The sequence below is a fragment of the Paraburkholderia phosphatilytica genome, from assembly GCF_003443895.1.
GTDB classification, from domain to species: Bacteria; Pseudomonadota; Gammaproteobacteria; order Burkholderiales; family Burkholderiaceae; genus Paraburkholderia; species Paraburkholderia phosphatilytica.
Genome location: NZ_QQOA01000010.1, coordinates 187,296 through 212,997, shown reverse-complemented (window position 1 = coordinate 212,997; position 25,702 = coordinate 187,296). Strand labels below are relative to the sequence as shown.

Sequence of the window (25,702 nt, the reverse complement as noted above, 5' to 3'; positions counted from 1 at the left end):
GGCCATCCCGCCGTGGTTTTTGAGGACAGCAGTAGCATGAGCACGACACGCGACGACACGCCGGCTGGGCGCGCTGCACAGGCAGCGGCGAACGCGGTTGCCACCGTGATCGAAAGCGCGGGCGCCCTCTTCGACTACCGCGCGCCCCTCTGGCTGCCGAACAACCATCTGCAGACCATCGTGCCGGCGCTCTTCGCGCGGCTGCCGCAGGTCAGCTACCGTCGCGAACGCTGGGATACGCCCGACGGCGACTTCATCGAGCTCGACTGGCTCGTCCACGCCGAGCCGCCCGCGCCCGATGCGCCGCTTTTCGTGCTGTTTCACGGGCTGGAAGGCAGCTCGACGTCGCACTACGCGCTGTCGCTGATGGCGATGGCCCGCGCGCGCGGCTGGCATGCGGTCGTGCCGCACTTTCGCAGCTGCAGCGGGCCGCTCAACCTGCTGCCGCGCTTCTATCACCTTGCCGACAGTCACGAAGTGGACTGGGTGCTGCGTCGGTTGCACGCGGCGCACCCGGGGCCGCTCGTCGCGGCGGGCGTGTCGCTTGGCGGCAATGTGCTGCTGCGCTGGCTCGGCGAACGGCAGGCCGACGCGGCCTTCGTCAGCGCGGCCGCCGCGATCTCCGCACCGCTCGACGTGCACGCGGGCGGCGTCGCGCTGTCGCAGGGCTTCGGCATCGTCTATACGCGCAGCTTCCTGAAAACGCTGAAGACGAAGGCCGAGCAGAAGCTCGCGCAGTTCCCGGGCCTGTTCGACGGTGCCGCGATGCGCGCGAGCCGCACGATGTACGAGTTCGACAACGTCGTCACGGCGCCGCTGCACGGCTTTCGCGATACCGACGACTACTGGACCCGCGCGACCACCCGTCCGCTGCTGCCGCACATCACGGTGCCGACGCTCGTGCTGAACGCGCGCAACGATCCGTTCCTGCCGTCGGCGGTGCTGCCCGCGCGGCATGAAGTGTCCGCCGCGGTCGAACTGGATCAGCCCGCGCACGGCGGCCACGTCGGCTTCATGACCGGACCGTTCCCGGGCCGCGTCGACTGGCTCGCGCAACGCGTCTTCGGTTACCTCGCTCCGCACACCCATCATGGATGAGATCGTCAAACAGGCGCTCGCGCGCTGGCCCAACGTTCCGCATTGCACCGGCTGGCTGATGCTCGACCGGCGCGGCACGTGGCGGATGCGCGACGAAGCGGCGCAGGCGCAGGGCCTCGCCGGCGAGCCGATCCGTCATACCGCGCTGCTCGCGTTCATCAACCGCAACTACGAGTGCGACGATCGAGGACAGTGGTTCTTCCAGAACGGTCCGCAGCGCGTGTACGTCGAGCTGGGTTACACGCCGTGGGTCGTGCGGCTGGCGGAAGACGACACGAGCGGTACGCTCACGCTGACCGATCAGGCTGGCGTCGGGTTCGAGCCCGCAGAGGCCTACCTCGATGACGAAGGCGGTGTGCTGTTCGTGGAGGCGGCTTCTTCCGACGAAGGCTCGCGTGCCGCGCCTGCTGCACGTGTAGCGGTGCTGCACGATCACGATCTCGATCTGTTCGCGGAGCACGCGACGCTGGCTGACGATGCGGCGGATGGCCTCGGCGCACACGCCGGCGAGTTTCACTGGCGCGCTGGCCGCGACCTGAAGCTGCTGCCGATCGCGCGTGCCGGTGTCGCGACGCGGTTTGGATTCGTTGCGAGTCCTGCGCAAGCCTCAGCTGGTCGCGGCTGAACCGAGGCGCGAGCAGACCGTGTCGCGCGGCGACGCTGCTAAGATAGGCGCCCTCGATAGGAGCCCAACCAGTCATGCCTGATCTCACACACTTCGATGCGGCCGGCCAGGCGCATATGGTGGACGTCGGCGGGAAGAACGAGACGAAGCGCATCGCTGTCGCGCGCGGCTCGATCCGCATGCTGCCCGACACGCTCGCGCTGATTCGCGGCGGCAACGCGAAGAAAGGCGATGTGATCGGCGTTGCGCGAGTCGCCGCGATTCAGGGCGCGAAACGCACTTCCGACCTGATCCCGCTGTGCCATCCGCTCGCGTTGACGCGCGTCACGGTCGACTTCGCGTTCGACGATGCGCTACCCGGCGTGCACTGCACCGCGCAGGTCGAGACGCTCGGGCGCACCGGTGTCGAAATGGAGGCGCTGACTGCGGTGCAGGTCGGGCTCCTGACTGTGTACGACATGTGCAAGGCTGTCGATCGCGGGATGACCATCACCGACGTGAAGGTGATGGAGAAGCATGGGGGGAAGTCGGGGGATTGGGTGGCGGAAGGCTAGGTCGTTGTTGTGTCGACTGCGTCAGCGCTTGCGCTGTTCCCACCGTTGACGACGGGCCGAGCGAGCGTCGATGCCGTTGTCTCGCAACAGCTTGCGCAACCTGAAGTTGTCCGCAATCAGGCTGATGAAGGTGACGGTCAGCAGGATCGGGGCAGCCCACTCGCCGGTGAAGCGATAGAAGGCCCATGCGGCAGCGCCAAGCGCAACCGCGGTCACAATCAACAGCAGGCGATCCAGTAACCAGTTCATGCTGCCGCCTTTGCCTTGGTGATAACCCGATTGCGGATGGCGTATCCGGCCCGAGTGGTAGAACCCGGCATCAGTGGTGCGACACGATGCCGGGCAGCGCGATCACGAATCGTCATCACCCTCGTCATCGCTGTTATCGATGATGCCCTTCGGCGGCGTGCCGTACTTCTTCACCAGTTCATCCTTGAAGCCGGCCAGCGTCTTCTGCTCGTCGCAGAGCTGATACAGATACGCGAGTTGCGTCGGCCAGTCGTGCAGTTCCTGCGCGAAGATTTTCAGCCGCTCCACCGTATCGTAGGCGTCAGCGGTATCGCCGTTCAGCGCCTGCAACACCGCATAGCGACGCAGCACCGTCTCGCCCGGCAACAGCGCGATCGCCTGACGATGCATCGCGAGCTTGTACGGCAGATCGTTCGAATCCATCGGCAGGAGCGTCGCCATCCCGTATTCGCCCCACGCCTGGAAGAGCGTCGACGGATCGGCCTGGTACTGTTCCGCGGGCCGCGATCCGTAGTACAGCACTTCGGCGCGCGCATAGTCGCGATACACCGGATACAGCGCCGCGATACCGCCGAACGCGATCACGGCGAACGCGCCAAACGCGAGCCCCGGTGCCGCCGCGCGCACCGGCTTCGTCTCGAGCAGGCCGAACACGAACATCGCCGGCAGCAGGAAGAACATGTACTGCTGCGGATATTCGACGAGCGCATGCATCACCAGCACACCGATCAACGCGACACCGAAAATGCGCGCCGCGGTATGCGGCGCCAGCACGACGCGCAGCAGCCACGCCAGCAGTCCGACCAGCACGATCGCAACACCCACGACGCCCGTCTTCGCGAGCAGATCGAGGAAGATGTCGTGCGCGTTGTTCGCGATCTCGACGCCGCCGAGCGCGCGCACGAGATCGAACTGATAGCGCGGAAAATCGCCCCAGCCGACGCCGAGCAGCGGATGCATCCGGAACATCGTCCAGCCGTACTTCCACAGCGCGATGCGCGGCGCGATCTGGCGCGCGTCCTTGAAGCGGTCGGCGGCGGATTCGTCGAGTTCGAGGTGATAGTGCACGTTGGCCCAGCGGATGCCCGCGTTCACCGCGACGAAGAGCGCGAACAGCACCACGGGAATCAGCCACTCGCGCACATTGCCCGGTCGACCCGGATTGCGGCGCCCTTCCGCGAACGCCATCCAGAAGCCGGCCACGACGATCACGCCCATCTGCAGCCACGGCCCGCGCGACACCGTGAGCGCGAGCCCCGCGCTGAAGATCACGGACAGCACCGCCCACACGAGCACCGGCAACCGGCGCGTCTGCGTAAGGAACAGCGCACCCGCGGCCGCGAACGCGATGTAGGTAGCGAGGTGATTCGCCTGCGCCATGTTGCCGAACGGCCGACGTTCGATCAGCACGTTGTACGACACGACGAGCGGCGACACCTTCGGCTCGAGATGGAACAGCTGGATCACCTGGCAGAACACCGCGAACAGACCGCCCAGCACCAGCGCGACGGCCGCCCAGCGCAGCGCGGTCTCCATCAGGTTCGCGCGGTTGAACACGAAGCCGGCGTACGTGGCCATCAGCGCCGCAAGCAGGTACCCCGCGCCGAGCCAGTTGATCGACGGTTGCGCGACCGGCAGCACGACGGTCTGCGCGATCAGCAGCACGCCGAACAGCAAGGGCACGAGGGCGACCGTCGGCATGCCGACACGTAGCGGCTCGCGCGCGCACGCGGCGAACAGCACGAGCGACGCGCCCAGCAGCAGGTACAGCGCCAGCGCGGTGTATTCCGAGTAGAACGTCGGAATCGGATACGTATGGACCGTGACCGCGTACGGCAGGATCAACGCAATAGCCAGCAGAACGAGGGAGAGGTAGCGCGAAATCGGCGTCAGGGGTGTAGGCATGAATGAGTGGGTGGGGCATCGGCAACCGGCGCACTATACAAAAAAATTCCTACGCTGTGCGCCGGCTGCGGGCAAATTCGCCCAAATCACGACAACTCATCGCGATCGCTCGATCGGAGCAAACGCCACACCCGCTTACCGCACCTTCATCTTCACCCGATGCAAACCGCCCGCATCATCCACGGCATTCGGGCGGCGCGAGATTGCCAGGCAGCGTGGCGGCGACCGCGGGCATCGGACCTGAACCCGGCGCCGGCAGCGACGACGCAGCCTTCCCGCCGGCAAAGCACTCCCAGGTCAGCGAACCGGCCTGCACCGCACCCTTTGCGAGCGCAACGCGCGCAGTGGGCATATCGGCGTTGTCGGGCACGGACGGCACCAGCACCATCGTGTTCGAGCCCGCCGGTGCGACACGAGTCGTGAAAGCGACGGTGATCTGGCCGGTGTCGTCGTCGATGTGGATCGATTCGACGTTGCGCGTCGCATTGGGCGACGCATAGCCGCCGGAGAACGCGCTCCCGCTCGCGACGTTTTCAGCGACCGCGAGCCGCGCCGAGTTCGCGAGCGACAGCCCTTCGCCGACGCGGCTGCGCGCGAGATAGTCCTGATACGCAGGGATCGCATACGCGGCGATCACACCGACGATCGCCAGCACGATCATCAGCTCGATCAGCGTGAAGCCAAACGCGACGTAGCGGCCAACGACGAGATTTGCGGACGGACGCGGCGGCATGTGCAGGCGCGCCGACGACACCGAAGGCACCGGGCCGGGCGAGCCTGGCGCGGAGGATCGGCTCGCGGCAATGGAAAGCAGTTCGGGCGCAACGGCGGATGCGGACGTAACGAGAGCGTGGGAAAACACCACGGCGGCGGAAGCAGTTTCAGACATCGGCGGGCTCCAGAGGCGAAAGCGCCTGCTCCGACCATCGGAACAGGCGCTTCGATCGTATCCAGCGCGATGTTTGCGGCGCAGTCGGCCGAATGGCTAACGTCCGCTGTGAAGAAGGGACTAACGAGAGCCCGGCGGAGCGCCGTTGCCCGTGGCGACGCGTGCCGCTCGCGCCGCGTTCCGGCGCTTGACCGCATAACCGACTGCCACCACGAATAACGCGCACGCGACCTCCATGCCGTAGATCGCGAGCGGCGCGTCGAGCGCGGGCCAGCGGTCGCCCGCCGGATCGTTGATGATCAGGCCGCCCGCGATCCAGCCGAGCAGCGCGGCGCCGAACGTGATCACGACCGGGAAGCGGTCGAGCAGCTTCAGCACGAGCTGGCTGCCCCACACGATCAGCGGAATGCTGACGAGCAGCCCGAAGATCACGAGCGCGAGACGATGCTCCGGGTCCGCCGCTTCGGCCGCGCCGGCAATGGCGATCACGTTGTCGACGCTCATCACCGCGTCGGCGACGATGATCGTCTTGATCGCGCCGAAGAGTTGGTCGGCGGGCTTCACGTTGTCGTGCGAATCGTGCGCGGGAGCCATCAGACGCACGCCGATCCACAGCAGCAGCAGACCGCCCGCGAACTTCAGGAACGGCACGTCGAGCAGCGTGACCGCAAACGCGATCAGCACGATGCGCAACAGGATCGCGCCGACCGTGCCCCACACGATGCCCTGCAGCCGCTGTTGCGCCGGCAGGTTGCGGCACGCGAGCGCGATCACGACCGCGTTGTCGCCGCCGAGCAGGATGTCGATCACGATGATCTGGAGGACGGCGCCCCAATGAAGCGTCGTGAAGAATTCAGGCATGGACACGTGCGGAACGAAGGGCCGAAAAAAAGCGAGGGAGCGCAATGCACTCCCTCGCTTTGGATCCGGCTCTGACGAAAGAGGTTCGTAAGGATAGCAAATTCGTGAAAATCTGCCGAACCGCTTACGACTGCTCTTTCGTGCCGCTGTTGCCGCTGTTGCCGCTTTTGCCAGTACCGCCGCTACGCTCCGATGAAGCGAAGCCGCGCAACCGGCGTCGACATCACAGGATCGACTTCAGCAGACGGGCCATCTCGGACGGGTTCTTCGTGACCTTGATGCCGCATGCGTCCATGATTTCCAGCTTCGCGTCGGCCGTATCCGCACCGCCCGAGATCAGCGCGCCGGCGTGGCCCATGCGCTTGCCCGGAGGCGCCGTGACGCCCGCGATGAAGCCGACCACCGGCTTCTTCATGTTGTCCTTGATCCAGTAGGCGGCGTTCGCTTCGTCCGGACCGCCGATCTCGCCAATCATGATGACGGCGTCCGTATCCGGATCGTCGTTGAACATCTTCATCACGTCGATGTGCTTCAGACCGTTGATCGGGTCGCCGCCGATACCGACCGCCGACGACTGGCCGAGGCCCAGCGCCGTCAGCTGGCCCACGGCTTCATACGTCAGCGTGCCCGAACGCGACACGACGCCGATGCGGCCTTTGCGGTGGATGTGACCCGGCATGATGCCGATCTTCAGTTCGTCCGGCGTGATCGTGCCCGGGCAGTTCGGTCCGAGCAGCAGCGTCTTGCGGCCTTCGCGGCGCATACGGTCCTTCACTTCGATCATGTCGCGAACCGGAATGCCTTCCGTGATGCAGATCGCGAGATCGAGGTCGGCTTCGACCGCTTCCCAGATCGCGGCAGCGGCGCCCGCGGGCGGCACGTAGATGACCGACACGGTCGCGCCGGTCTCGGCCTTCGCTTCCTTCACGCTCGCGTAGATCGGAATGCCTTCGAAGTCTTCGCCGGCCTTCTTCGGGTTCACGCCCGCGACGAACGCTTCGCGGCCGTTGGCGTACTCGCGGCAGGCGCGCGTGTGGAACTGACCGGTCTTGCCGGTGATGCCCTGCGTGATGACCTTGGTGTCTTTGTTGATCAGAATCGACATGTATTGACCTCTATTCGGTTGGCGTCGCACGAGTCCCGGCGATCCGGCGGCGGGTTGCTGCGCGCCCGCGCCGCTCGTGCGCCGCCATTCGTCATTCGTGATTCGGTAAGAGATGCGCCGTAGCGATCAGGCCTGGCCGGAAGCGGCGGCGACAACCTTCTGCGCTGCTTCTTCCATGCTGTCCGCCGAGATGATCGGCAGGCCGGAGTCCTTGAGCATCTTCTTGCCGAGGTCTTCGTTCGTGCCCTTCATGCGCACGACGAGCGGCACCTGCAGGTGCACCGCCTTCGAAGCCGCGATCACGCCTTCGGCGATCACGTCGCAACGCATGATGCCGCCGAAGATGTTGACGAGAATCGCCGTCAGGTTCGGGTTCTTCAGCATCAGCTTGAACGCTTCGGTGACCTTCTCGGTCGTCGCGCCGCCGCCGACATCGAGGAAGTTCGCCGGTTCGCCGCCGAACAGCTTGATGGTGTCCATCGTCGCCATCGCGAGGCCCGCGCCGTTCACGAGACAGCCGATGTTGCCGTCGAGCGAGATGTACGCGAGGTCGAACTTCGACGCTTCGATTTCGGCCGGATCTTCTTCGTCGAGGTCACGGTACGCGACGATTTCCGGATGACGGAACAGCGCGTTCGAGTCGAAGTTGAACTTCGCGTCCAGCGCGATCACCTTGCCGTCGCCCGTCAGGATCAGCGGGTTGATTTCGGCGAGCGATGCGTCCGTTTCCCACGTGGCCTTGTAGAGACCTTGCAGGATCGCGCGCGCTTGCGGGATCGAAGCGTCGGGCACGCCGATCTTCTTCGCGAGGTCGTCCGCTTCGGCGTCCTTCAGGCCAACCGACGGATCCACCGCGACCTTGTGGATCGCTTCCGGCGTCTTCGCGGCGACTTCCTCGATGTCCATGCCGCCTTCGCTCGAGGCCATCACGACGACCTTCTGCGACACGCGATCGATGACGAGACCGACGTACAGTTCCTTCTTGATGTCGGCGCCTTCTTCGATCAGCAGGCGGTTGACCTTCTGGCCTTCCGGACCGGTCTGGTGCGTGACCAGCTGCATGCCGAGGATCTGGTTCGAGTACTCACGGACCTGATCGAGCGACTTTGCGACCTTCACGCCGCCGCCCTTGCCTCGACCACCTGCGTGGATCTGTGCCTTGACGACCCATACCGGGCCGCCCAGTTCTTCGGCGGCCTTGACCGCATCTTCCACCGAGAACACCGGCTTGCCGCGCGGGACCGCGACGCCGAATTTCCGCAGGATTTCCTTACCCTGGTACTCGTGAATCTTCATGCGTGATTCCTTCAGTCTGAGAGTTGGATTGAACTTCGATGTTGTCTGTCTTGTTTTCTTGCTGCGCGCCGACCGGGCTGGAGCCTGCGCCGTTTGCGTGATTCACGCGGGTTGGGGCATCCGTGCTGCCAGCACCTTTGGCTGGATGCGGCGGATGGCCGTACCAGCGTGGGTAGTACTGCCGCACCGCTTCGCCGTCGAAGCGCAGCGCGTGGCAGCGGCCGAGCTGAAACGGCGGTGTGTCGTTCGATCCTACGACGCCATTTTGATGGCCGCCTGACGCCGTTGCGGCTTTCGCGCCGGACCGCGAAGTCTCGTCCGCCGAACTGTCCCGCGTGTTCCAGACGGTGCCCGCGAACGCCTGCACCGCGGCCGTGGGCAACACGGCGCACAGTTCAGTGAGATGGGTGCAGCCAGTCGTGCCGCCGAGCACCCGGGCGACATCGCGACGGAAATTGCGGAGCAGATTGAGCCCGATGAGGGCCCGATAGGCGGGATTGGAGACTTCACAGAGACCGGGATAGGGAACCCAGTCGGACGAGGCTTCTGCACCGACGACGTTCATGGACGTGTCGATCGTGATGCGCAACCAGAGCTCGTGGATCGGCAGGCCTTTAGGGCGGACGCCGGTGGACAGCAGGGTGTCGCGCGGCTTTTCGTCCGTCAGGCAGGCTTCGATATCCCACAGACCGTCCGCGCGCTCATAGGCTTCCGCTCGTATTGCGCGGCGATGCCGCAACTGACGCGATACGGGGGAAGAGAGCGGCATGAGAAAGCGACCGGCCGGTAGATTGGAAAACCTCCGAATTTTAACATACTGGGTATTCGAGACAGGCCGAGGCCAGCAAGGCCGTGCTGGCAGTGGATGCGCGGTGGATTGTGGGACGCTTGCCGCTCAGTCTTCGAGCCATTCTTCGTCGAGGCCTTTGAGGATCTTGCCGATCGTGGCCGTCGAAAATCCGCGTGCTGCAAGGAAGCGCGCCTGACGCGCGCGCTCCGCCGGCGTGGCGGGTAGCTCACCGTACTTTTTGCGCCAGACGGCCTGCGCACGTGCGAGTTCCGTTTCGCGCAACTGGCTGCTCGCCTCTTCGATCAACGTGGCATCCACCGCGTGCCGCTTCAACTCGCCGACGATACGGCTCGCGCCAAGCCGCGATGCGCGGCGATGAATCAGGCTCTCCGCGAAGCGCGAGTCCGACAGCCAGTTCTCGCTTTCAAGCAGATCCAGCAGCTTCTCGAGTTCGTCGGCGTTGTCGGTGTAGGAAATCAGCTTGCGCGAGAGTTCCGCGCGGCTGTACTCGCGGCGCGACAGGTAACCCATGGCGCGGCTTTTCAGCGAGCGAGCTGGGCGCGAGGAGGATGTTGTGCCGCCATCGTTTGAGGAATCGCTGGACTTGGCGAATCGCTCGGATGTGCGGCTGAACGATGTGCCGGTACTGGCAGATGCGCCGGCGCGCGGGCCGGTGTGCCCAGCTTCGATGTCGTGGGCGTCGAAGGCTTCGAATGGGTCTTTACCCGAGTCGAACTCGTCGCGCACGTTGTCACGCGATGAATGGCAAGGGTCGTCGCCGGCGTTCTGCCCGGCGACCGGCACCCTGGCGGATTCCGGCCGACCCTTGCGCATCGCGAAGCGATTACTCTTCTTCGTCCGCGACTTCGACGTCCGCCGATGCACCTGCCGGCATCGCGGTGACGCCCAGCGATTCGCGGATGCGGTTTTCGATCTCGCGCGCGATGTCCGGATTTTCGCGCAGGAATTCACGCGCGTTGTCCTTGCCCTGGCCGATGCGTTCGCCGTTATAGCTGTACCACGCACCCGCCTTGTCGACGATCTTCGCCTGCACGCCGAGGTCGATCACTTCGCCCTGACGCGAAATGCCTTCGCCATACAGGATGTCGAACACGGCCTCTCGGAACGGCGGCGACACCTTGTTCTTCACGACCTTCACGCGCGTTTCGTTGCCGATCACTTCGTCGTTCTTCTTGATCGAGCCGATACGGCGAATGTCGAGACGCACCGACGCGTAGAACTTCAGCGCGTTACCGCCCGTGGTGGTTTCCGGGTTGCCGAACATCACGCCGATCTTCATCCGGATCTGGTTGATGAAGATCACGAGGCAGTTCGTGCGCTTGATCGTGCCCGTGAGTTTGCGCAGCGCCTGCGACATCAAACGAGCCTGCAGACCCGGCAGCGAATCACCCATCTCACCTTCGATTTCGGCCTTTGGCACCAGCGCCGCGACCGAGTCGATCACGATCATGTCGATCGAGCCCGAACGCACGAGTGCGTCCGCGATTTCGAGTGCCTGCTCGCCGGTGTCCGGCTGCGAGATCAGCAGTTCCGGCACGTTCACGCCGAGCTTGCTCGCGTATTGCACGTCAAGCGCGTGTTCCGCGTCAATGAATGCCGCCGTGCCGCCGATCTTCTGCATTTCGGCGATGACCTGCAGCGTCAGCGTGGTCTTGCCCGACGATTCCGGGCCGTAGATTTCGACCACGCGGCCGCGCGGCAAACCGCCGACGCCAAGCGCGATATCCAGACCGAGCGAGCCGGTGGACACCACCTGGATGTCTTCGACCACGTCGCCGTCACCGAGCCGCATGATCGACCCTTTGCCGAACTGCTTTTCGATCTGTGCAAGCGCGGCAGCGAGGGCCTTGCTCTTTTCAGCCGTCAGTCCAGCCGAGCCTTTCTTGCTTTCTTCCATGAATCGTCCTTTGCTATGATGAACGGCGTCTGATGCACGCGTGCAACCCATCTTCACGCCATTCTTCATGAAGAAGATGAACATTGCGCACGGAATGCAGACACTGTATAAAAAAACAGTGGTTTTGGCAAGCCCGTTTCAACGCCCGTGCACGCAAACAACAGCGCACCGGGCGCCGGCACGAAACGCCTTTCCACGCAAAATTTCCGGAGACCGCCGCGCGTCGCGAACCGCCTCGCGCCGGCCCGCCCGCTGGGCAGATCATGCGAATCCTCATTGCCGAAGACGACAGCATACTCGCGGACGGCCTCGTCAGATCACTCCGCCAATCGGCCTATGCCGTGGATCACGTGAAGAACGGCGCCGAGGCCGACGCGGCCCTGTCGATGCAGTCGTTCGACCTGTTGATCCTCGATCTCGGCCTGCCGCGCATGTCCGGTCTCGAGGTGCTTCGGCGGCTGCGCGCGCGCAATTCCACGCTGCCCGTGCTGATCCTCACCGCGGCCGATAGCGTCGACGAACGCGTGAAGGGACTCGACCTCGGTGCGGACGACTACATGGCGAAACCCTTCGCGCTCAACGAACTCGAGGCGCGCGTGCGCGCGCTCACGCGGCGCGGCGCGGGCGGCGGTCCGACGGTCGTGCGGCATGGCGCGCTGTCGTTCGATCAGGTCGGACGGATCGCGCGGATCAACGACCAGGCGGTCGATCTGTCGGCGCGCGAACTGGGGCTGCTGGAAGTGCTGCTGCAGCGGATCGGCCGCCTGGTGTCGAAGGAACAGCTCGTCGATCATCTGTGCGAATGGGGCGAGGAAGTCAGCAACAACGCGATCGAAGTCTATGTGCACCGGCTGCGCAAGAAGCTCGAAGCGGGCGGCGTGCGGATCGTGACCGTGCGCGGCCTTGGCTACTGCCTCGAGAAGGCGCCGCAAGCTCCCGCCACCCCGCCGGCCGCGCCGATGCCGGCCAGCCACCACTACAAGTAAGAGACGCGCATGGGGGCCCGCGCCCAGGCCGCCCAGGCGGCGCACGCCAGGCAATCCGCCGGCGGCGCGCACCCGCCTGCCGCGACCGCCGACAGCCTCGACGACGAAGCGCGCGACGCCCGCTACGCGAATCCGTTCGCGCCGCCTGACGAAGCCGAAGCCGCCGCCGAAACGCGCCCGCGCTCGCTGTTCGGCGAGATTCTCGACTGGATGCTGGCGCCGCTACTGCTGCTGTGGCCAATGAGCATCGCGGTCACGTATCTGGTCGCGAAGTCGATCGCGAACGGTCCGTTCGACCGCGCGCTGGAGACCGATGCCTACGTGCTCGCGCGGCAGATCCATCCGGTGAACGGCGTCGCCGAACTGTCGCTCGCCGATTCGACGCGCGACTTCCTGCACGGCGACAACATCGACAACGTCTACATTCAGGTGCTCGGCACGCGCGGCGAGCTGGTGGGCGGCGATCGCGACATGCCGCTGCCGCGCGAGGACGACCGGCCGCAGCCGGGCATCGTCGAGTTCCGCGACGACGTGCTGCGCGGCAACGAGATCCGCGTCGCCTACACGACGGTCGAGTTTCCGCATGAGGCAGGCGCGCAGCCGGTGCTGGTGCAGGTCGGCGAGACGCTCGACAAGCGCAGCCAGCTCGCCAACGACATCATCAAGGGCGTGATCCTGCCGCAGTTCGTGATCCTGCCGCTCGCGATCGTGCTGGTATGGTTCGGGCTGTCGCGCGGACTTGCGCCGCTGCATGCGCTGCAGTCGCACATTCGTGCGCGGCGTCCGGACGACCTGTCGCCGCTGGAGGCGCGCCGCGCGCCGCCGGAGATCGAGCCGCTCGTCACGTCGTTCAACGACCTGCTGACGCGCCTCGAACAGAACATGGAGCTGCAGAAGCGCTTTATCGCCGATGCCGCGCATCAGATGAAGACCCCGCTCGCCGGCTTGCGCACGCAGGCCGAACTCGCGCTGCGGCAGGATGCATCGCCGGAAGTGCACCGCTCGCTGGAGCAGATCGCGACCAGCTCCGAGCATGCCGCACGACTCGTCACGCAGTTGCTGGCGCTGGCGCGCGCCGAGAACCGCATGTCCGGGCAGATCTTCGCGCCCGTCGACGTGACGGACGTTGCGCGGCACGCGGTGCGCGACTGGGTGCAGCCCGCGCTCGCGAAGCAGATGGATCTGGGCTACGAAGGGCCGGAGGCGCCCGTCAGCGTGGACGGTCATCCCGTGATGCTGCGCGAGATGCTGTCGAACCTGATCGACAACGCGATCCGCTACACGCCCGCCGGCGGCCGGATCACCGTGCGGGTGCGCGTGGATGATGAGCCTGCTGCCGGCCTCGTCCATCTCGAGGTGGAAGATACCGGGCTCGGCATTCCCGCCGCGGAACGGGAGCGCGTGGTCGAGCGTTTCTACCGGATACTGGGCCGCGAAGGCGACGGCAGCGGACTCGGCCTCGCGATCGTGCGGGAGATCGCGTCGATGCATGGCGGCACGCTCACGATCTACGACAACGTGTACCAGCAGTCGCCGAGACTTGCCGGCACCCTCGTTCGCGTCAGCTTGAAGACGCTGGAAGCGGCACGGGACTTTCCCTAAGCCCGCGCGAAAGCGGCGTGGGCGACCGCGTGTCATTAAAGCAATTTACCGAACGTTGCAATACAAAACCACGAACATCGCCGCACATTAACGCGAGATCGACGCATTCAAATCCACACGCTTTGACGCACCGCCACGTCAGTAGGCAGTAAGTTTCCATACCAATAATCGGCGTCACGGTCACGTCGGTCCGGGCGAGACCGCGCCTATATCAATACGTGGAGACGACACATGGCAACCATTGGCGGGCAAATTTCGCACGCGCCGATGACGAACGATGAGAAGCGGGTGATCTTCGCTTCGTCGCTCGGCACGGTGTTCGAGTGGTACGACTTCTACCTGGCCGGCTCGCTCGCGGCCTTCATCAGCAAGAGCTTCTTCTCCGGCGTCAATCCAACGGCCGCCTTCATCTTCACGCTGCTTGGCTTCGCCGCCGGTTTCGCGGTGCGTCCGTTCGGCGCGATCGTGTTCGGGCGCCTGGGCGACCTGGTCGGACGCAAGTACACGTTCCTCATCACGATCGTGATCATGGGCCTGTCGACGTTCGTGGTCGGGTTTCTGCCCGGCTATGCGGCAATCGGCTTCGCGTCGCCGGTGATCTTCATCGCGATGCGGCTCCTGCAGGGTCTCGCGCTCGGCGGCGAGTACGGCGGCGCGGCGACCTACGTCGCCGAACACGCACCGGCCGGACGACGCGGCTTCTACACCGCGTGGATCCAGACGACCGCGACGCTCGGCCTGTTCCTGTCGCTGCTGGTGATTCTCGGCGTGCGCGCATCGATCAGCGAGGACGCGTTCGCGTCGTGGGGCTGGCGCATCCCGTTCGTCGCATCGATCATCCTGCTGGCCGTGTCGGTGTGGATCCGGATGCAGCTGAACGAATCGCCGGTGTTCGCCCGCATCAAGGCGGAGGGCAAGACGTCGAAGGCGCCGCTGACCGAAGCGTTCGGCCAGTGGAAGAACCTGAAGATCGTGATCCTCGCGCTGATCGGCCTGACGGCCGGCCAGGCGGTGGTGTGGTACACGGGCCAGTTCTACGCGCTCTTCTTCCTCACGCAGACGCTGAAGGTGGACGGCACGAGCGCGAACATCCTGATCGCGCTGGCGCTCCTGATCGGCACGCCGTTCTTCCTGTTCTTCGGCTCGCTGTCAGACCGGATCGGCCGCAAGCCGATCATCATGGCCGGCTGCCTGATCGCGGCGCTCACGTACTTCCCGCTCTTCAAGGCGCTTACGCACTTCGCGAACCCGGCGCTCGAAACCGCGACGATGCACGCACCGATCGTCGTGATCGCGAATCCGGACGAGTGCTCGTTCCAGTTCAACCCGGTGGGGACGGCGAAGTTCACGTCTTCGTGTGACATCGCGAAGGGCGCGCTCTCGAAGGCCGGCCTGAACTACGACAACGTGGCGGCGCCGGCGGGTACGGTTGCGCAGATCAAGGTGGGTGACCAGACCATCGACACCTACGACGGCAAGGCGCCGGACGCGAAGGACAAGGCGAAGGCGTTCGACAAGACGCTTAGCACGACGCTAAAAGCCGCCGGCTACCCAGCGAAGGCCGATCCATCGCAGATCAACTGGCCGATGACGGTGGTGATCCTGACGATCCTCGTGATCTTCGTGACGATGGTGTACGGGCCGATCGCGGCGATGCTGGTCGAGATGTTCCCGACGCGGATCCGGTACACGTCGATGTCGCTGCCGTATCACATCGGCAACGGCTGGTTCGGCGGCTTCCTGCCGGCGACGGCGTTCGCGATCGTCGCGGCGAAGGGCAACATCTATTCGGGGTTGTGGTATCCGATCGTGGTCGCGCTCGCGACCTTCGTGATCGGCATGCTGTTCGTGAAGGAGACCAAGGACTCCAACATCTATGCGCAGGATTGATGTTGCGAGCCCCGTGAGCAGTTCGTAAGGTGGAATGTGACGGGAAGGGGTTGACAGCCCCGCCCGTCATCTCCATAATTCCGCTTCTTACGGCGAATTAGCTCAGTCGGTTAGAGCGACGGAATCATAATCCGCAGGTCCGGGGTTCGAATCCCTGATTCGCCACCAGTTGTTGAAAGGCCGCTGCTCCGAAAGGACAGCGGCCTTTTGTTTTTGTCTCCCCGACAGCCTTGAATCTCGATGCATTCCCGGCCGTTGCGCTATGGCGACGAACGATGCCGCCGAGCCTTGTCGGCATGCTCCGACGCGCGGCCGTACAGGGGCACGACATGCGACTCGAGCATCGCCGTGGCCTGGGTCGCGAGGCGCGAAAGGGGATGGGCGCGACTCGTGGCCAGAACCAGCCGCGTATGGAGCGTCGGCCCGGTCACGCGGATCGCATGGAAGCGGCGCTTCAGCGCGTCGCTCTCGGTCGCATTCAGTGCCAGCAACGCGTAACCGACGCCTTCCGCGACGAGATCGAGAATCGACGTCACGGCATCCATTTCGAGCTCGATATTGAGCTTGATGCCCTGCTCCTCGGCAGCCGCCTCAAGCACGCGGCGGATCGCATGCATGCGACTTGGAATGACGAGCGGATAGCGGCCAATCTCACTCAGCGCGATGGACTTGGGAAGGCGTTCCGCGGCCGTGCGTTTGGACTTGTCGTCACTCGGACCGATCAGGAAGAGCTCTTCCGTGTGAACGGTGCGCTTGTTGATCAATGGAGTTTCGAACGTGTCGTACATCACGGCAACGTCGATACGCCCCATTGCCAGCCATTCGACCAGATACGTCGACAGACCTTGCGTCACCGAGATGGTCGCGTTCGGAAACGACGCGCGGAAATGGCGCACCAGCTCGAGCGTGGCGACCCGCGCGAAGCTTGGAATGACGCCAATGCTGAAATGTCCGCGCAGCGTGCCGTGCAGTTCGTCGAGATCCTGCACGGCTCGCTGTACCTGCTGAAGCACGCCCTGGGCGTGCGCCAGCATGAGCTGGCCGGCCGGCGTGAGCGTGACGCCCCGCCCGTTGCGCTCCAGCAGCGTATGGCGCACCTGCACCTCCAGCTGCCGGACGAGGCGGCTCAATGCCGGTTGATCGGTGCCCAGCATCGCGGCGGCGCGCGTGAAGCTGCCGAATTCCGCGACGTGCACGAAAGCTTCGAGTTGCCTGAGTTCCATGCGGTGGTATGTGATTTTCACATATCAACTAGTGTTGTATGCGCATTGTAAAGCCCGGACCCGGCGGCCACAATCCTTTCACTTTTGGAATCCACGTCATCGCACGAAAACCAAGCTGGAGACGCCTCGATGAAGTCCTGCCTGCCGCCCGATCCCAATCCCATCCGTCCGGCGGAGGCTTTGCCCGCTGGCGCATGGGATGCGCACTGTCATGTCTTTGGGCCAGGCGATATTTTTCCCTATGCGCCTGATCGCAGTTACACGCCACCGGATGCGCCGCTCGAGCGCCTCACCCAGCTTCACAATTTCCTGGGCCTGAGCCGCGGCGTGATCGTCCAGGCCAGTTGTCATGGCACGGACAACACCGCGATGCTCGATGCCATCGCACGCAGCCAGGGCCGCTATCGAGGCGTAGCGATCGTCGACGGCAGCGTCACCGACGAGCAGCTGGCCGACCTCGACCGGCAAGGCGTGCGCGGTGTGCGTTTCAACTTCGTTGCGCATCTGGGCGGCGCGCCCGACCTCGACGTGTTCGACCAGGTCGTGCATCGCATCCGGCATCTTGACTGGCACGTCGTGCTCCATCTGGATGCTCAGGACATCTTGACGTATGCGGACCGGATCGAACGTCTTCAGGTTCCGTTCGTCATCGATCACATGGGTCGGGTCCGGTCCGAGTCGGGACTCGATCAACAGCCGTTCAGGCAATTGCTGGAACTGATGCGCAATCCCCTGGCGTGGGTGAAGGTTTGCGGTGCTGAACGTGTATCGGCGGGCCGCCGGCCATTCGACGACGCCATGCCTTTCGCCCGTACGCTCATCGAAGCGGCCCCCGACCGCGTGCTGTGGGGCACTGATTGGCCGCACCCGAACATCAGCAAAGACATGCCCAACGATGGCGAACTGGTCGATCTGATGTTCCGGTTTTGCCCCGACGCACAGCTGCTCGAAAAGCTGCTCGTCACGAATCCGGCGCGTCTCTACGGGCGTTGACGCGGAACTGTGGTCCGTTCCCAAAGACTGGCAGTGCCCGCCATAGGCACTGCGCGGTATGCCGTACCCAAAAATCAATAAAACTGGAGACAGGAAGAATGACGGAGAGGAGAGCAGGAATGCGCTCGCTTGCCGCCATGATCGTCGCGACGATCATGGCGGCATCGCCCGGCGCGCATGCGGACACGGTCGGCGAAGCGTCGGGAAGTTCGCAGGTGGAGATGTACGGATTGCTCGGCATGTACGTCGACAGCGCGAAGCTCAGTACCGCGAAACAAAGCACGGTGCAAATGGGAGGCGGCGGTATGACGACGTCGTACTGGGGCATCCGAGGACGGGAGGACCTGGGAGACGGCAACGCCGTCATCTTTTCGCTCGAGAGCTTTTTCCGGCCGAACACCGGCCAGATGGGCCGCAACACGACAGATGGACTGTTCTCGCGCAACGCGTACGCCGGCCTGACGGGCAGCTACGGCACGTTCAAGTTCGGTTTGCAGACGAACCCCACGTACATCAACCAGCAACTGGTCAATCCATTCGGATCTTCGGTCGTCTTCTCGCCGCTGATCGTCCAGTCGTACACCTCGAGTTACAGCAACACGGTCATCGGCGACACGGTCTGGGAGAACGCAGCCGAGTACGTTTCGCCGACCTGGGGCGGGTTGACGGGAACCGTCATCTATGGGGTGAGCTCGACGACGGGCCAGCAGGGCAAGGACGATCTCGGCCTGCATCTGACGTACGTGAATGGCCCGTTCACCGGCGTGTTCTCGGCGCAACGCGATCGCACCGCGGCCGTCGCGCCGCAGACGGGGCAGTACCTCTACCTGCTCGGCGGCACCTACGACGCGGGTTTCGTGAAGCTGTACGCGGCGGGGCAGATGACGAGCAACGTCGGCGTGGACACAGGGTCCCATACTTATTCGCTCGGAATATCCGTGCCCATCAACGTGACGAACCGGATTCTGGCCGCATGGGCGCGCACCAGCGCCAACACGTCGTCGAAGGCCGGTACCGTTCGCAATACGGCCAGCCTCGCTTACGACTACGTGCTCTCGAAGCAGACCTATGTTTATGCGGTGTACTCGTACGACAGGCTCTCGGGTAATCCAACCGGCAATACGTTCGGTGTGGGCATGCAGCACACGTTCTAAGGTGTGCCGTCAGGACCGATGCGGACCGCACACCGTCCGCGCACCGGCCAAAACAGGCTCATCACGCAGGACAAGGAGACTTGAATCATGAGCTTTGCACGTGCAGCGAGGATCCGCGTAACGATGGCATGCGTGCTTGCATGCGTGTCCTGCCTCGGCCATGCGCAGGCCGCGAGGCCGCTGCTGTTCGACACCCACGCACATTTTTTCACCGATGACTTCGCAGACTATCCGTTGCATGCGGAACATGCGTACATGGGGAAAGAGAAACTCATCGAGACCATCAGGACACGCCCCGACACGCCCGACTACCTCATCGAACTGTGGCACGACAACGGCGTCGAGTCCGGCGTAGGGGTGCAATACAACGCGGCCTACGAAACCGACAACCGCTATCTGCTGGCCGTCTCACACGCCTATCCGGCGTCGATCGTGCCGGTCGTCATGCTGGACACGCACGACCCGGCCGCGCCGCAGACTTTGCGGGACCTCGCGACGCGCGATGGCATCGCAGGCATACGCCTGACCGGCCCGCAGACGAAAGACGGCCAGTTCCCATGGCTCGATTCTCCGGATGCGCTGAAAGTCTGGCAGGTCGCCAACGACCTGCATCTCGCGGTCGTGGTCTTTCCGTCGATACACGTGCCGGGCTCGCATGCCGTGGCGGCCGAACTGATGCCTCATGTCGCCGTACTGGCGCAGCGCTTCCCCCACACGAAGATCGTGCTGGACCACGTTGGCTGGCCGGCGCCGGAGGGTCCGCCGGACTATGGCGTGACGCCCGTCTACGCCGCGCTGGCCGCGCAGACGAACGTGTACTTCAAGGTGACGTCGCTGCTTTTCAATCAGTTGAAGTCCGCGAACGTTTCAACCGCGGCGTTCGTTCGTCACGTCGTCGACGTGTTTGGCGCGGACCGTGTGATGTGGGGTTCCGATCAGGGAAATACGTTGATGCCGTATAAGCTCATGGTCCAGGAAGCGTTCGAAGCGACCGCGTTGCTGAACCCTGCCGAAAAGGCGCAGGTATTGCACGACACCGGCTATCGGGTGTTCCGGGGCGGTCTGAACGCGCCACGCAGCGCAGGTTGAAGAGCCATCGCAACAACACAATGATCCAGAAAGATATGTACGCGCAACCGACTCCATTGCAACACGCTCCGGCCCCGGCACCGGAACTCGAACTGACCCGGTCGCAGATGGTCCAGGCGGTCGGGGTCTCATGCCTCGGCTGGGCCTTCGACCTGTTCGATCTGTTCATCATCCTGTACGTGGCGCCGGTTCTCGCGCACGTATTTTTCGACTCGTCGCGACAGATGCTGTCGCTCGCCGCGGTGTACGGCGCGTTCACCGCGACCTTGATCATGCGTCCGGTGGGCGGCTACTTCTTCGGCCGCTACTCGGACCGCCACGGTCGCAAGCGGACCCTCGTGACGGCCGCAGTCGGCGTGGGCGTGTCGACTGCGTTGATGGGCCTGCTGCCGACCTATCAAAGCATCGGTGTTGCCGCGCCGCTCGCGTTCCTGTTCCTGCGCCTCGTACAAGGTGTGTTCATGGGCGGCATGGTGGCCGCAACGCATACGCTCGGCACTGAATCGATCGGACCGGGCAGACGCGGGCTCGCGTCGGGCATCATCTCCGGCGGCGGATCGGGAATTGGCAAGCTCTTCGCTTCGCTCGTTTTCGTGCTGGTCAGCACGCTGATCCCAGCTCCGCTCTTCGCAGCCTGGGGCTGGCGTCTGATGTTCTTTTCCGGTCTCGCCAGTTCGCTGCTCGGCCTGTTCGTGTTCACACGGCTGCAGGAATCGCCGCTGTGGCTCTCACTGGCCGCGAAAAAGGGCAAGACGGCCGGGACGGTCGTACCGCGCGAAACCTTGCGCGCCGGTTACAAGGGCATGATTCTGGCCTGCGTACTGCTGACGTTGACGGGCGGCGGACTGTCGTACCTGACGTCGGGCTATCTGCCGACTTTCCTGAAGATCGTGAACCACCTTCCGGAAACGCAGATCGGCCTGATCATGAGCATCTCGGGAATCTGCGTGATCGTGTCGTCGGTGCTGTCCGGCGCACTGACCGATTACATCGGCCGGCGCCGCGGCATGTTGCTGTACGGCGCCGTATCGCTGGTGTCGCTGCCGCTGCTGTACCTGGTGCTGCGACAAGCCCATGATTTCGGTGTTATCGCCGCTTGCACGATCGCATTGAGCGGTATCGGCACGTTTTGCTACGCGCCGTTGCTGATCGTGCTGAACGAGCGGTTCCCGACCGAGATCCGTGCGACCGGAACCGCGATCTCCTGGAATATCGGCTTCGCGATCGGTGGTTCGCTGCCTTCGGTCGTGTCGCTCATGGCGAGACAGGTCGAAGCCGTGCCCGTCACGCTGGCGATCTCGGTTGCGGTGGTGAGCCTCATTTATCTGATGACCGCACTGCTGACGCGCGAGACCCGCGGCGCGATGTGAGGTCGCAGTGCCGTCGCGCACGACGTGGTGACGATCAGCGTCAAGTCGGTTCAGCATTACAACCGGCTCGTCAAACCAGAAGACAGGATTTTCTAATGACGTCTGCGACCTGGCTTGCGCTCGAATCCTCCATCCGGAAAGAGGTAGGCGTTCGCGCCAGCAGACCTGTTAGCCCGTCCGATAGTCTGGAAGACGACCTCGACATCACGGGGGATGAAGCTGACGGTTTCATGGGCAAGTTCTTCGAGCACTTTCCCGTGAAACCGGGTGACTACGAATTTGGCCGCTATTTTCCGGAAGAGGGCTTCAACCTCTTTTCCATCCTTGCCATGCCATTCTCCAAAAAGCAGCGAAAGAAGTATGAGAAGGCGTCGCTCACGGTGGGCATGCTGGAACGCGTGATCGAGCTCGGCGTGTGGGACAGAAAAAAATTGGCCGAGTAGGCCGTTCTTCTCTCCGACATCGATCGCGGGTCACGTTCGACGAATGTGTCGAGGTTTTCGTTCTTTCGCTCTCTCAACGATGAACTGCCAGGACGTTGCGTTGCGCGTCAAATCGCCCTGAGCGATTCCACGAATGATCTTGCCTACACAGTCAAAACCGAACGCGCACGGTCGAGCGTTGCCTCAAACAAACCGAAGATCGCCGCCTGATCCACGGTATCGAGCGTCGCAAATCCACCAGCGACGTCCTCAGGCGACAAGAGCGCGGCAAGTGCACGTAGCCAGTCAAGGTGGACGACGATGTCCTTCATGTCGACGTCTTTCACGTGCCCAGACTCAATCATCCCGCGCCCCCAATCGTCGGTCGATTTAGAACAGCGACACGTGAAAGAGCACGACAGAGAGAATTAAGGCGCGTACACAGAAACACGCGTGAATCGATGCTTGCCATGTTAAATTCTCCTACGGACAACTAAACGCCACCAACGCTGCTTCGATGCAACGAAGGCGAACCGCTACGGAAAAGTGTTTTCAAGCACCTGACAGAAAAATACTGCGCAGTATCGCAGCGCGCAATCGCATCAACTCACTTGCGGAAAATTCACCGCTTCAATTAGCTTGCCGCGCAGCAACCACCCGCCCGATTACAAACACCCAACAACACCACCCCGCAACGATACCGAACGTTCATCCGTTTCCCCGTTCACAGCCCTGACACGTCCCCATCCCTAGAATTTCAGCCGCTACTCCACACAGAGCCGCGCGCGTTTCTGTTGCCGTCGAAAGCCTGAACCGCTTCGCACTCCGTGTAACGCAGTAACTGACGCTGTAACGCCCCACCCTGCTGAACCGAAGAAGCCATCGCGTCGCCGTCGTTTTCCCGCCGCGATTCGTCGCAATTCGCCGCAAGCGAAGCGAATCACCGCAGCGCAGAAGCCACGGCACGACGCCCGAAAGACCGCAGCTTGCAGAGGACCCGCCCCATGCAACAGACGATCGACCCCACCGCTCCCCTGTCCCGCGCCGCCGCGAAGTCGGTACAGGATTACATCGACGAATGCCCGATCTGGCCGGACGGCACGCAGTTGCCCTCCGCGCCGATGACCTGGATGCAGTGGCGCATCTGGTCGCTCGCCGCGGCCGGCAAGTTCTTCGAAGGCTTCGTCGTGTTCATGACGGGCGTCGCGCTGCCGCTGATCTCGCACGAGTTCGGCATCAGCGCCGCGCAGAACGGCCTCGTGTCCGCCGCGAGCCTGATGGGCATTCTGGTCGGCGCGATCGGACTCGGCGGCATGTCCGACTACTTCGGCCGCAAGCGGATGTTCATCGTCGAGATGGTGATCTTCTGCGCGTTCCTCGTGCTGCTCACCATCTGCACGAACTTCCTGTCGCTCGTGATCTGCCTGTTCGGTCTCGGCGTCGCGCTCGGCTGCGACTACCCGACCGCGCACATGATCATCTCCGAGAGCATCCCGAGCACGAGCCGCGGACGCCTCGTGCTGGCCGCATTCGGTTTCCAGGCACTGGGCGCGCTCGGCGGCACCGCGATCGGCTATCTCGTGCTGTCGCTCACGCCGACGCTCGACGCGTGGCGCTGGATGTACGCAACCGCAATCATCCCCGCGCTGATCGTGACGGTCGGCCGCTTCTTCATCACGGAAAGTCCGAGCTGGCTGCACGTGCGCGGTTCCGTCGAGGAAGCCGAAGCCGCCGCGCGCCGGCTGCTGAGGCGCGTGCCGCAGTATCCCGCCAGCATCGAACTGCTCCGCGAAGCGGAAGGCGGCGAAGGCCACGGCGAGAAATCGTTCCTCGCGCTGTTCCACAAGCGCAATCTGCGCGCGACGATCTTCTCATCGGTACCGTGGTTTCTGCAGGATCTCGGCACCTATGGCATCGGCATCTTCACGCCGACCATTCTCGCGATCGCGCTCGGCAACAAGCCGGACCATGTGCGCAGCATCAGCGACCTGATCCTCAACGACATCTTCGCCGCGAAGGGCGCAGCACTCACCACGATGCTGCTGATCGTCGGCATCGTGTTCGCCGTGATGCTCGCGGACAAGGTGGGCCGCATCAAGCTGCAGGTGGTCGGCTTCGTGGGCTGCGCGGTCGGTCTGCTGATCGCGTCGCTGTCCGGCAACTTCGATGGCGGCACGAAAACCGTGCTGATCTTCGCGGGCTTCATGCTGTTCAACTTCATGACCAACCTCGGCCCGAACGCGCAGACCTATCTGCTCGCGGGCGAGGTGTTCCCGACCGCGATCCGCGGCGTGGGCGCGGGTTTCGCCGCGGCGATCGGCAAGATCGGCGCGGTGTCGACCGCGTTCCTGTTCCCGATCCTGCTTGCCGGGATCGGCACGAGCGCACTCCTGTACATCCTCGTGGTGACGTCGCTGCTCGGCGCGGTCGTCACCTGGCTGTTCCGGATCGAAACCACCGGCGTGAGCCTCGATCAGATCGGCAAGTGACCGGATCGCCTGCAACGCGCGGCGTTGCAGGCTTCGCCCGAAAAGAACGCCTGAGGAGCACCACATGCATACCATCTGCAATCCCGACCAATTGGTCGCGCGCACGGCCGCTCGTGTCACCATGGCAATCGGCGTCGTGCTGTTCGCCGCATCCGCGCACGCGCAACAGTCGACGCTGACCGAAACCGGCTCGACGCTGCTCGCCCCGCTGTTCACGACGTGGAGCGCCGCCTACACGAAATTGCATCCGCAGGTGCACATCACGGTCGGCTCGACCGGTTCCGCCGCGGGCATCGAGCAGGCAATCGCCGGCAGGGTGAACATCGGCGCGTCCGACGCGTATATGTCCGACTCCGACTCGATGAAGCATCCGCAGGTGATCAACGTGCCGCTCGCGATCGCCGCGCAGACGGTCAACTACAACGTGCCGGGCCTCAACGACACGCATCTGCGCCTCGACGGCCCGACGCTCGCCGGCATCTACACCGGCGCGATCCGTCAGTGGGACGCGCCCGCGATCGCCGCGCTCAATCCCGGCGTGCATCTGCCGCATCACGACATCGTGCCGGTGCATCGCGGCGACGGTTCCGGCGACACCTTCGTGTTCACGCAGTTCCTGACGTTCTCGACGCCGTCATGGGAAAGCGCGCTCGGCTACGACACGACCATCGCATGGCCGGCGGTGCCGGGCGCGGTCGCGGTATCGGGCAACCTGGGCGTGGTGAACGCGTTGAAGACGACGCCGTACTCGATCGGCTACATCGGCGTGAGCTACGCGGCGGACATCGACTCGGCGAAGCTCGGCACGGCCGCGCTGAAAAATGGCGCAGGCGAATTCGTGCTGCCGACGCGCGACAACATCACGGCCGGCGCTGCATCGCTCGCGGTCAGAACGCCACCCGACGAACGCCTGAGTCTCGTGTTCTCGCCCGCGAGCGGCACCTATCCGCTCGTGAACTACGAATACGCGGTGGTCTCGAAGCAGCAACCGGATGCGGCTGTCGCCGCGCAGATTCGCGAGTTCCTCACGTGGACGATCGTGCCGTCCGACGAGAACGCGACGTTCCTGCAGTCGGTGCATTTCATTCCGCTGCCGCCGCACACGTGGGAATTGAGCTACCAGCAGATCCAGTCGATCAAGTGATCGCCTGCAGCGCAGCGGGTGCCTTATGCACCCACACCCGCATCCGCTGC

At 64.0% G+C, this 25,702-nt stretch carries 24 protein-coding genes and 1 tRNA gene; 14 read left to right on the top strand and 11 right to left on the bottom strand.

The genetic code is table 11. The annotated features are described in order from the left end of the window. Positions 1-36 precede the first annotated feature (36 nt). From DVS29_RS13600 to moaC, 3 genes are all read left to right on the top strand, one after another. Positions 37-1,098 carry a hydrolase gene (locus DVS29_RS13600; protein ID WP_118180977.1) on the top strand — a complete coding sequence of 354 codons (1,062 nt, stop codon included), beginning with the start codon at positions 37-39 and terminating at the stop codon, positions 1,096-1,098. Beyond that, complete coding sequence (locus tag DVS29_RS13595) at positions 1,091-1,723, top strand: DUF2946 family protein (RefSeq protein WP_118180976.1); 633 nt, start codon at positions 1,091-1,093, stop codon at positions 1,721-1,723. Before DVS29_RS13600 ends, DVS29_RS13595 begins: the two co-directional genes overlap by 8 nt. A 74-nt stretch (positions 1,724-1,797) precedes the next feature. Continuing rightward, complete coding sequence (gene moaC / locus DVS29_RS13590) at positions 1,798-2,277, top strand: cyclic pyranopterin monophosphate synthase MoaC (RefSeq protein WP_118180975.1); 480 nt, start codon at positions 1,798-1,800, stop codon at positions 2,275-2,277. A gap of 21 nt (positions 2,278-2,298) precedes the next feature. Here moaC and DVS29_RS13585 read toward each other — a convergent pair whose 3' ends face one another. The 9 genes from DVS29_RS13585 to recA form a co-directional block, all read right to left on the bottom strand. Further along, on the bottom strand, positions 2,299-2,526 hold the full coding sequence (locus DVS29_RS13585; protein ID WP_118180974.1) for a hypothetical protein: 228 nt from the start codon (positions 2,524-2,526) through the stop codon (positions 2,299-2,301). Between the two features lie 102 nt (positions 2,527-2,628). Then, positions 2,629-4,431 carry a PglL family O-oligosaccharyltransferase gene (locus DVS29_RS13580; RefSeq protein WP_118180973.1) on the bottom strand — a complete coding sequence of 601 codons (1,803 nt, stop codon included), beginning with the start codon at positions 4,429-4,431 and terminating at the stop codon, positions 2,629-2,631. Positions 4,432-4,606: 175 nt separating this feature from the next. Next, positions 4,607-5,164, bottom strand: a complete 558-nt coding sequence (locus DVS29_RS13575; RefSeq protein ID WP_118181017.1) for a pilin — start codon at positions 5,162-5,164, stop codon at positions 4,607-4,609. Between the two features lie 276 nt (positions 5,165-5,440). After that, the gene (locus DVS29_RS13570) at positions 5,441-6,181 is read right to left on the bottom strand and encodes a TerC family protein (RefSeq protein WP_118180972.1); all 741 of its coding nucleotides are present in this window, start codon (positions 6,179-6,181) and stop codon (positions 5,441-5,443) included. 223 nt (positions 6,182-6,404) lie between these two features. Next, positions 6,405-7,286 (bottom strand): succinate--CoA ligase subunit alpha, encoded by an 882-nt coding sequence (sucD, locus tag DVS29_RS13565; protein WP_118180971.1) that lies wholly within the window; start codon positions 7,284-7,286, stop codon positions 6,405-6,407. A 126-nt stretch (positions 7,287-7,412) separates the two neighbouring features. After that, on the bottom strand, positions 7,413-8,582 hold the full coding sequence (gene sucC / locus DVS29_RS13560; RefSeq protein WP_118180970.1) for an ADP-forming succinate--CoA ligase subunit beta: 1,170 nt from the start codon (positions 8,580-8,582) through the stop codon (positions 7,413-7,415). Next, positions 8,557-9,351, bottom strand: a complete 795-nt coding sequence (locus tag DVS29_RS13555; RefSeq protein WP_118180969.1) for a DUF2889 domain-containing protein — start codon at positions 9,349-9,351, stop codon at positions 8,557-8,559. The genes sucC and DVS29_RS13555 overlap by 26 nt, the downstream gene beginning before the upstream one ends. A 126-nt stretch (positions 9,352-9,477) precedes the next feature. Further along, positions 9,478-10,206 carry a recombination regulator RecX gene (gene recX / locus DVS29_RS13550; protein ID WP_118180968.1) on the bottom strand — a complete coding sequence of 243 codons (729 nt, stop codon included), beginning with the start codon at positions 10,204-10,206 and terminating at the stop codon, positions 9,478-9,480. A 10-nt stretch (positions 10,207-10,216) separates the two neighbouring features. After that, positions 10,217-11,290: a recombinase RecA gene (recA, locus tag DVS29_RS13545; RefSeq protein ID WP_118181016.1), complete on the bottom strand. Its 1,074-nt coding sequence runs from the start codon at positions 11,288-11,290 to the stop codon at positions 10,217-10,219. 263 nt (positions 11,291-11,553) lie between these two features. Between recA and DVS29_RS13540 the strand changes: the two genes are divergently transcribed. The 4 genes from DVS29_RS13540 (at position 11,554) to DVS29_RS13525 (ending at position 15,936) form a co-directional block, all read left to right on the top strand. Then, the gene (locus DVS29_RS13540) at positions 11,554-12,276 is read left to right on the top strand and encodes a response regulator (protein WP_118180967.1); all 723 of its coding nucleotides are present in this window, start codon (positions 11,554-11,556) and stop codon (positions 12,274-12,276) included. Positions 12,277-12,285: 9 nt separating this feature from the next. Continuing rightward, on the top strand, positions 12,286-13,878 hold the full coding sequence (locus DVS29_RS13535) for a sensor histidine kinase (protein WP_240655581.1): 1,593 nt from the start codon (positions 12,286-12,288) through the stop codon (positions 13,876-13,878). A 231-nt stretch (positions 13,879-14,109) separates the two neighbouring features. Then, on the top strand, positions 14,110-15,768 hold the full coding sequence (locus DVS29_RS13530; protein ID WP_118180966.1) for an MFS transporter: 1,659 nt from the start codon (positions 14,110-14,112) through the stop codon (positions 15,766-15,768). A 91-nt stretch (positions 15,769-15,859) separates the two neighbouring features. Then, positions 15,860-15,936: transfer RNA gene (locus tag DVS29_RS13525), tRNA-Met, on the top strand. A gap of 92 nt (positions 15,937-16,028) precedes the next feature. Here DVS29_RS13525 and DVS29_RS13520 read toward each other — a convergent pair. Continuing rightward, the gene (locus DVS29_RS13520; RefSeq protein WP_118180965.1) at positions 16,029-16,991 is read right to left on the bottom strand and encodes a LysR family transcriptional regulator; all 963 of its coding nucleotides are present in this window, start codon (positions 16,989-16,991) and stop codon (positions 16,029-16,031) included. 129 nt (positions 16,992-17,120) lie between these two features. Here DVS29_RS13520 and DVS29_RS13515 point away from each other — a divergent pair, with 129 nt between their 5' ends. The 5 genes from DVS29_RS13515 (at position 17,121) to DVS29_RS13495 (ending at position 22,040) form a co-directional block, all read left to right on the top strand. Continuing rightward, on the top strand, positions 17,121-17,984 hold the full coding sequence (locus DVS29_RS13515) for an amidohydrolase family protein (protein ID WP_118180964.1): 864 nt from the start codon (positions 17,121-17,123) through the stop codon (positions 17,982-17,984). 119 nt (positions 17,985-18,103) lie between these two features. After that, a complete protein-coding gene (locus DVS29_RS13510; protein WP_420816104.1) occupies positions 18,104-19,138 on the top strand; it encodes a porin in 1,035 nt (344 codons plus the stop codon). Positions 19,139-19,225: 87 nt separating this feature from the next. Beyond that, positions 19,226-20,227, top strand: coding sequence for an amidohydrolase family protein (locus tag DVS29_RS13505; protein WP_118180962.1), 1,002 nt, complete (start codon positions 19,226-19,228; stop codon positions 20,225-20,227). A 20-nt stretch (positions 20,228-20,247) separates the two neighbouring features. Continuing rightward, on the top strand, positions 20,248-21,597 hold the full coding sequence (locus DVS29_RS13500; RefSeq protein ID WP_240655579.1) for an MFS transporter: 1,350 nt from the start codon (positions 20,248-20,250) through the stop codon (positions 21,595-21,597). A gap of 95 nt (positions 21,598-21,692) precedes the next feature. After that, positions 21,693-22,040: a DUF1493 family protein gene (locus tag DVS29_RS13495; RefSeq protein WP_118180961.1), complete on the top strand. Its 348-nt coding sequence runs from the start codon at positions 21,693-21,695 to the stop codon at positions 22,038-22,040. 143 nt (positions 22,041-22,183) lie between these two features. On the opposite strand, the gene DVS29_RS13490 is transcribed toward DVS29_RS13495, so the two are convergent. Then, on the bottom strand, positions 22,184-22,366 hold the full coding sequence (locus DVS29_RS13490) for a hypothetical protein (RefSeq protein ID WP_124800633.1): 183 nt from the start codon (positions 22,364-22,366) through the stop codon (positions 22,184-22,186). Positions 22,367-23,023: 657 nt separating this feature from the next. Between DVS29_RS13490 and DVS29_RS13485 the strand changes: the two genes are divergently transcribed. Beyond that, a complete protein-coding gene (locus DVS29_RS13485) occupies positions 23,024-24,508 on the top strand; it encodes an MFS transporter (RefSeq protein ID WP_118180959.1) in 1,485 nt (494 codons plus the stop codon). Positions 24,509-24,572: 64 nt separating this feature from the next. Further along, complete coding sequence (gene pstS / locus DVS29_RS13480; protein ID WP_118180958.1) at positions 24,573-25,652, top strand: phosphate ABC transporter substrate-binding protein PstS; 1,080 nt, start codon at positions 24,573-24,575, stop codon at positions 25,650-25,652. Positions 25,653-25,702 lie beyond the last annotated feature (50 nt).

What these genes read in the sequence shown, in the direction of transcription:
- DVS29_RS13540 (WP_118180967.1), top strand. Translation starts at nt 11,554, where the DNA reads ATGCGAATCCTCATTGCCGAAGACGACAGCATACTCGCGGACGGCCTC.
- DVS29_RS13555 (WP_118180969.1), bottom strand. Translation starts at nt 9,351, where the DNA reads ATGCCGCTCTCTTCCCCCGTATCGCGTCAGTTGCGGCATCGCCGCGCA.
- DVS29_RS13500 (WP_240655579.1), top strand. Translation starts at nt 20,248, where the DNA reads ATGATCCAGAAAGATATGTACGCGCAACCGACTCCATTGCAACACGCT.
- DVS29_RS13535 (WP_240655581.1), top strand. Translation starts at nt 12,286, where the DNA reads ATGGGGGCCCGCGCCCAGGCCGCCCAGGCGGCGCACGCCAGGCAATCC.
- sucC (WP_118180970.1), bottom strand. Translation starts at nt 8,582, where the DNA reads ATGAAGATTCACGAGTACCAGGGTAAGGAAATCCTGCGGAAATTCGGC.
- DVS29_RS13575 (WP_118181017.1), bottom strand. Translation starts at nt 5,164, where the DNA reads ATGCCGCCGCGTCCGTCCGCAAATCTCGTCGTTGGCCGCTACGTCGCG.
- DVS29_RS13520 (WP_118180965.1), bottom strand. Translation starts at nt 16,991, where the DNA reads ATGGAACTCAGGCAACTCGAAGCTTTCGTGCACGTCGCGGAATTCGGC.
- sucD (WP_118180971.1), bottom strand. Translation starts at nt 7,286, where the DNA reads ATGTCGATTCTGATCAACAAAGACACCAAGGTCATCACGCAGGGCATC.
- DVS29_RS13585 (WP_118180974.1), bottom strand. Translation starts at nt 2,526, where the DNA reads ATGAACTGGTTACTGGATCGCCTGCTGTTGATTGTGACCGCGGTTGCG.
- DVS29_RS13495 (WP_118180961.1), top strand. Translation starts at nt 21,693, where the DNA reads ATGACGTCTGCGACCTGGCTTGCGCTCGAATCCTCCATCCGGAAAGAG.
- recA (WP_118181016.1), bottom strand. Translation starts at nt 11,290, where the DNA reads ATGGAAGAAAGCAAGAAAGGCTCGGCTGGACTGACGGCTGAAAAGAGC.
- DVS29_RS13505 (WP_118180962.1), top strand. Translation starts at nt 19,226, where the DNA reads ATGAGCTTTGCACGTGCAGCGAGGATCCGCGTAACGATGGCATGCGTG.
- DVS29_RS13595 (WP_118180976.1), top strand. Translation starts at nt 1,091, where the DNA reads ATGGATGAGATCGTCAAACAGGCGCTCGCGCGCTGGCCCAACGTTCCG.
- pstS (WP_118180958.1), top strand. Translation starts at nt 24,573, where the DNA reads ATGCATACCATCTGCAATCCCGACCAATTGGTCGCGCGCACGGCCGCT.
- DVS29_RS13515 (WP_118180964.1), top strand. Translation starts at nt 17,121, where the DNA reads ATGAAGTCCTGCCTGCCGCCCGATCCCAATCCCATCCGTCCGGCGGAG.
- DVS29_RS13580 (WP_118180973.1), bottom strand. Translation starts at nt 4,431, where the DNA reads ATGCCTACACCCCTGACGCCGATTTCGCGCTACCTCTCCCTCGTTCTG.
- moaC (WP_118180975.1), top strand. Translation starts at nt 1,798, where the DNA reads ATGCCTGATCTCACACACTTCGATGCGGCCGGCCAGGCGCATATGGTG.
- DVS29_RS13570 (WP_118180972.1), bottom strand. Translation starts at nt 6,181, where the DNA reads ATGCCTGAATTCTTCACGACGCTTCATTGGGGCGCCGTCCTCCAGATC.
- DVS29_RS13600 (WP_118180977.1), top strand. Translation starts at nt 37, where the DNA reads ATGAGCACGACACGCGACGACACGCCGGCTGGGCGCGCTGCACAGGCA.
- DVS29_RS13485 (WP_118180959.1), top strand. Translation starts at nt 23,024, where the DNA reads ATGCAACAGACGATCGACCCCACCGCTCCCCTGTCCCGCGCCGCCGCG.
- DVS29_RS13530 (WP_118180966.1), top strand. Translation starts at nt 14,110, where the DNA reads ATGGCAACCATTGGCGGGCAAATTTCGCACGCGCCGATGACGAACGAT.
- recX (WP_118180968.1), bottom strand. Translation starts at nt 10,206, where the DNA reads ATGCGCAAGGGTCGGCCGGAATCCGCCAGGGTGCCGGTCGCCGGGCAG.
- DVS29_RS13510 (WP_420816104.1), top strand. Translation starts at nt 18,104, where the DNA reads ATGCGCTCGCTTGCCGCCATGATCGTCGCGACGATCATGGCGGCATCG.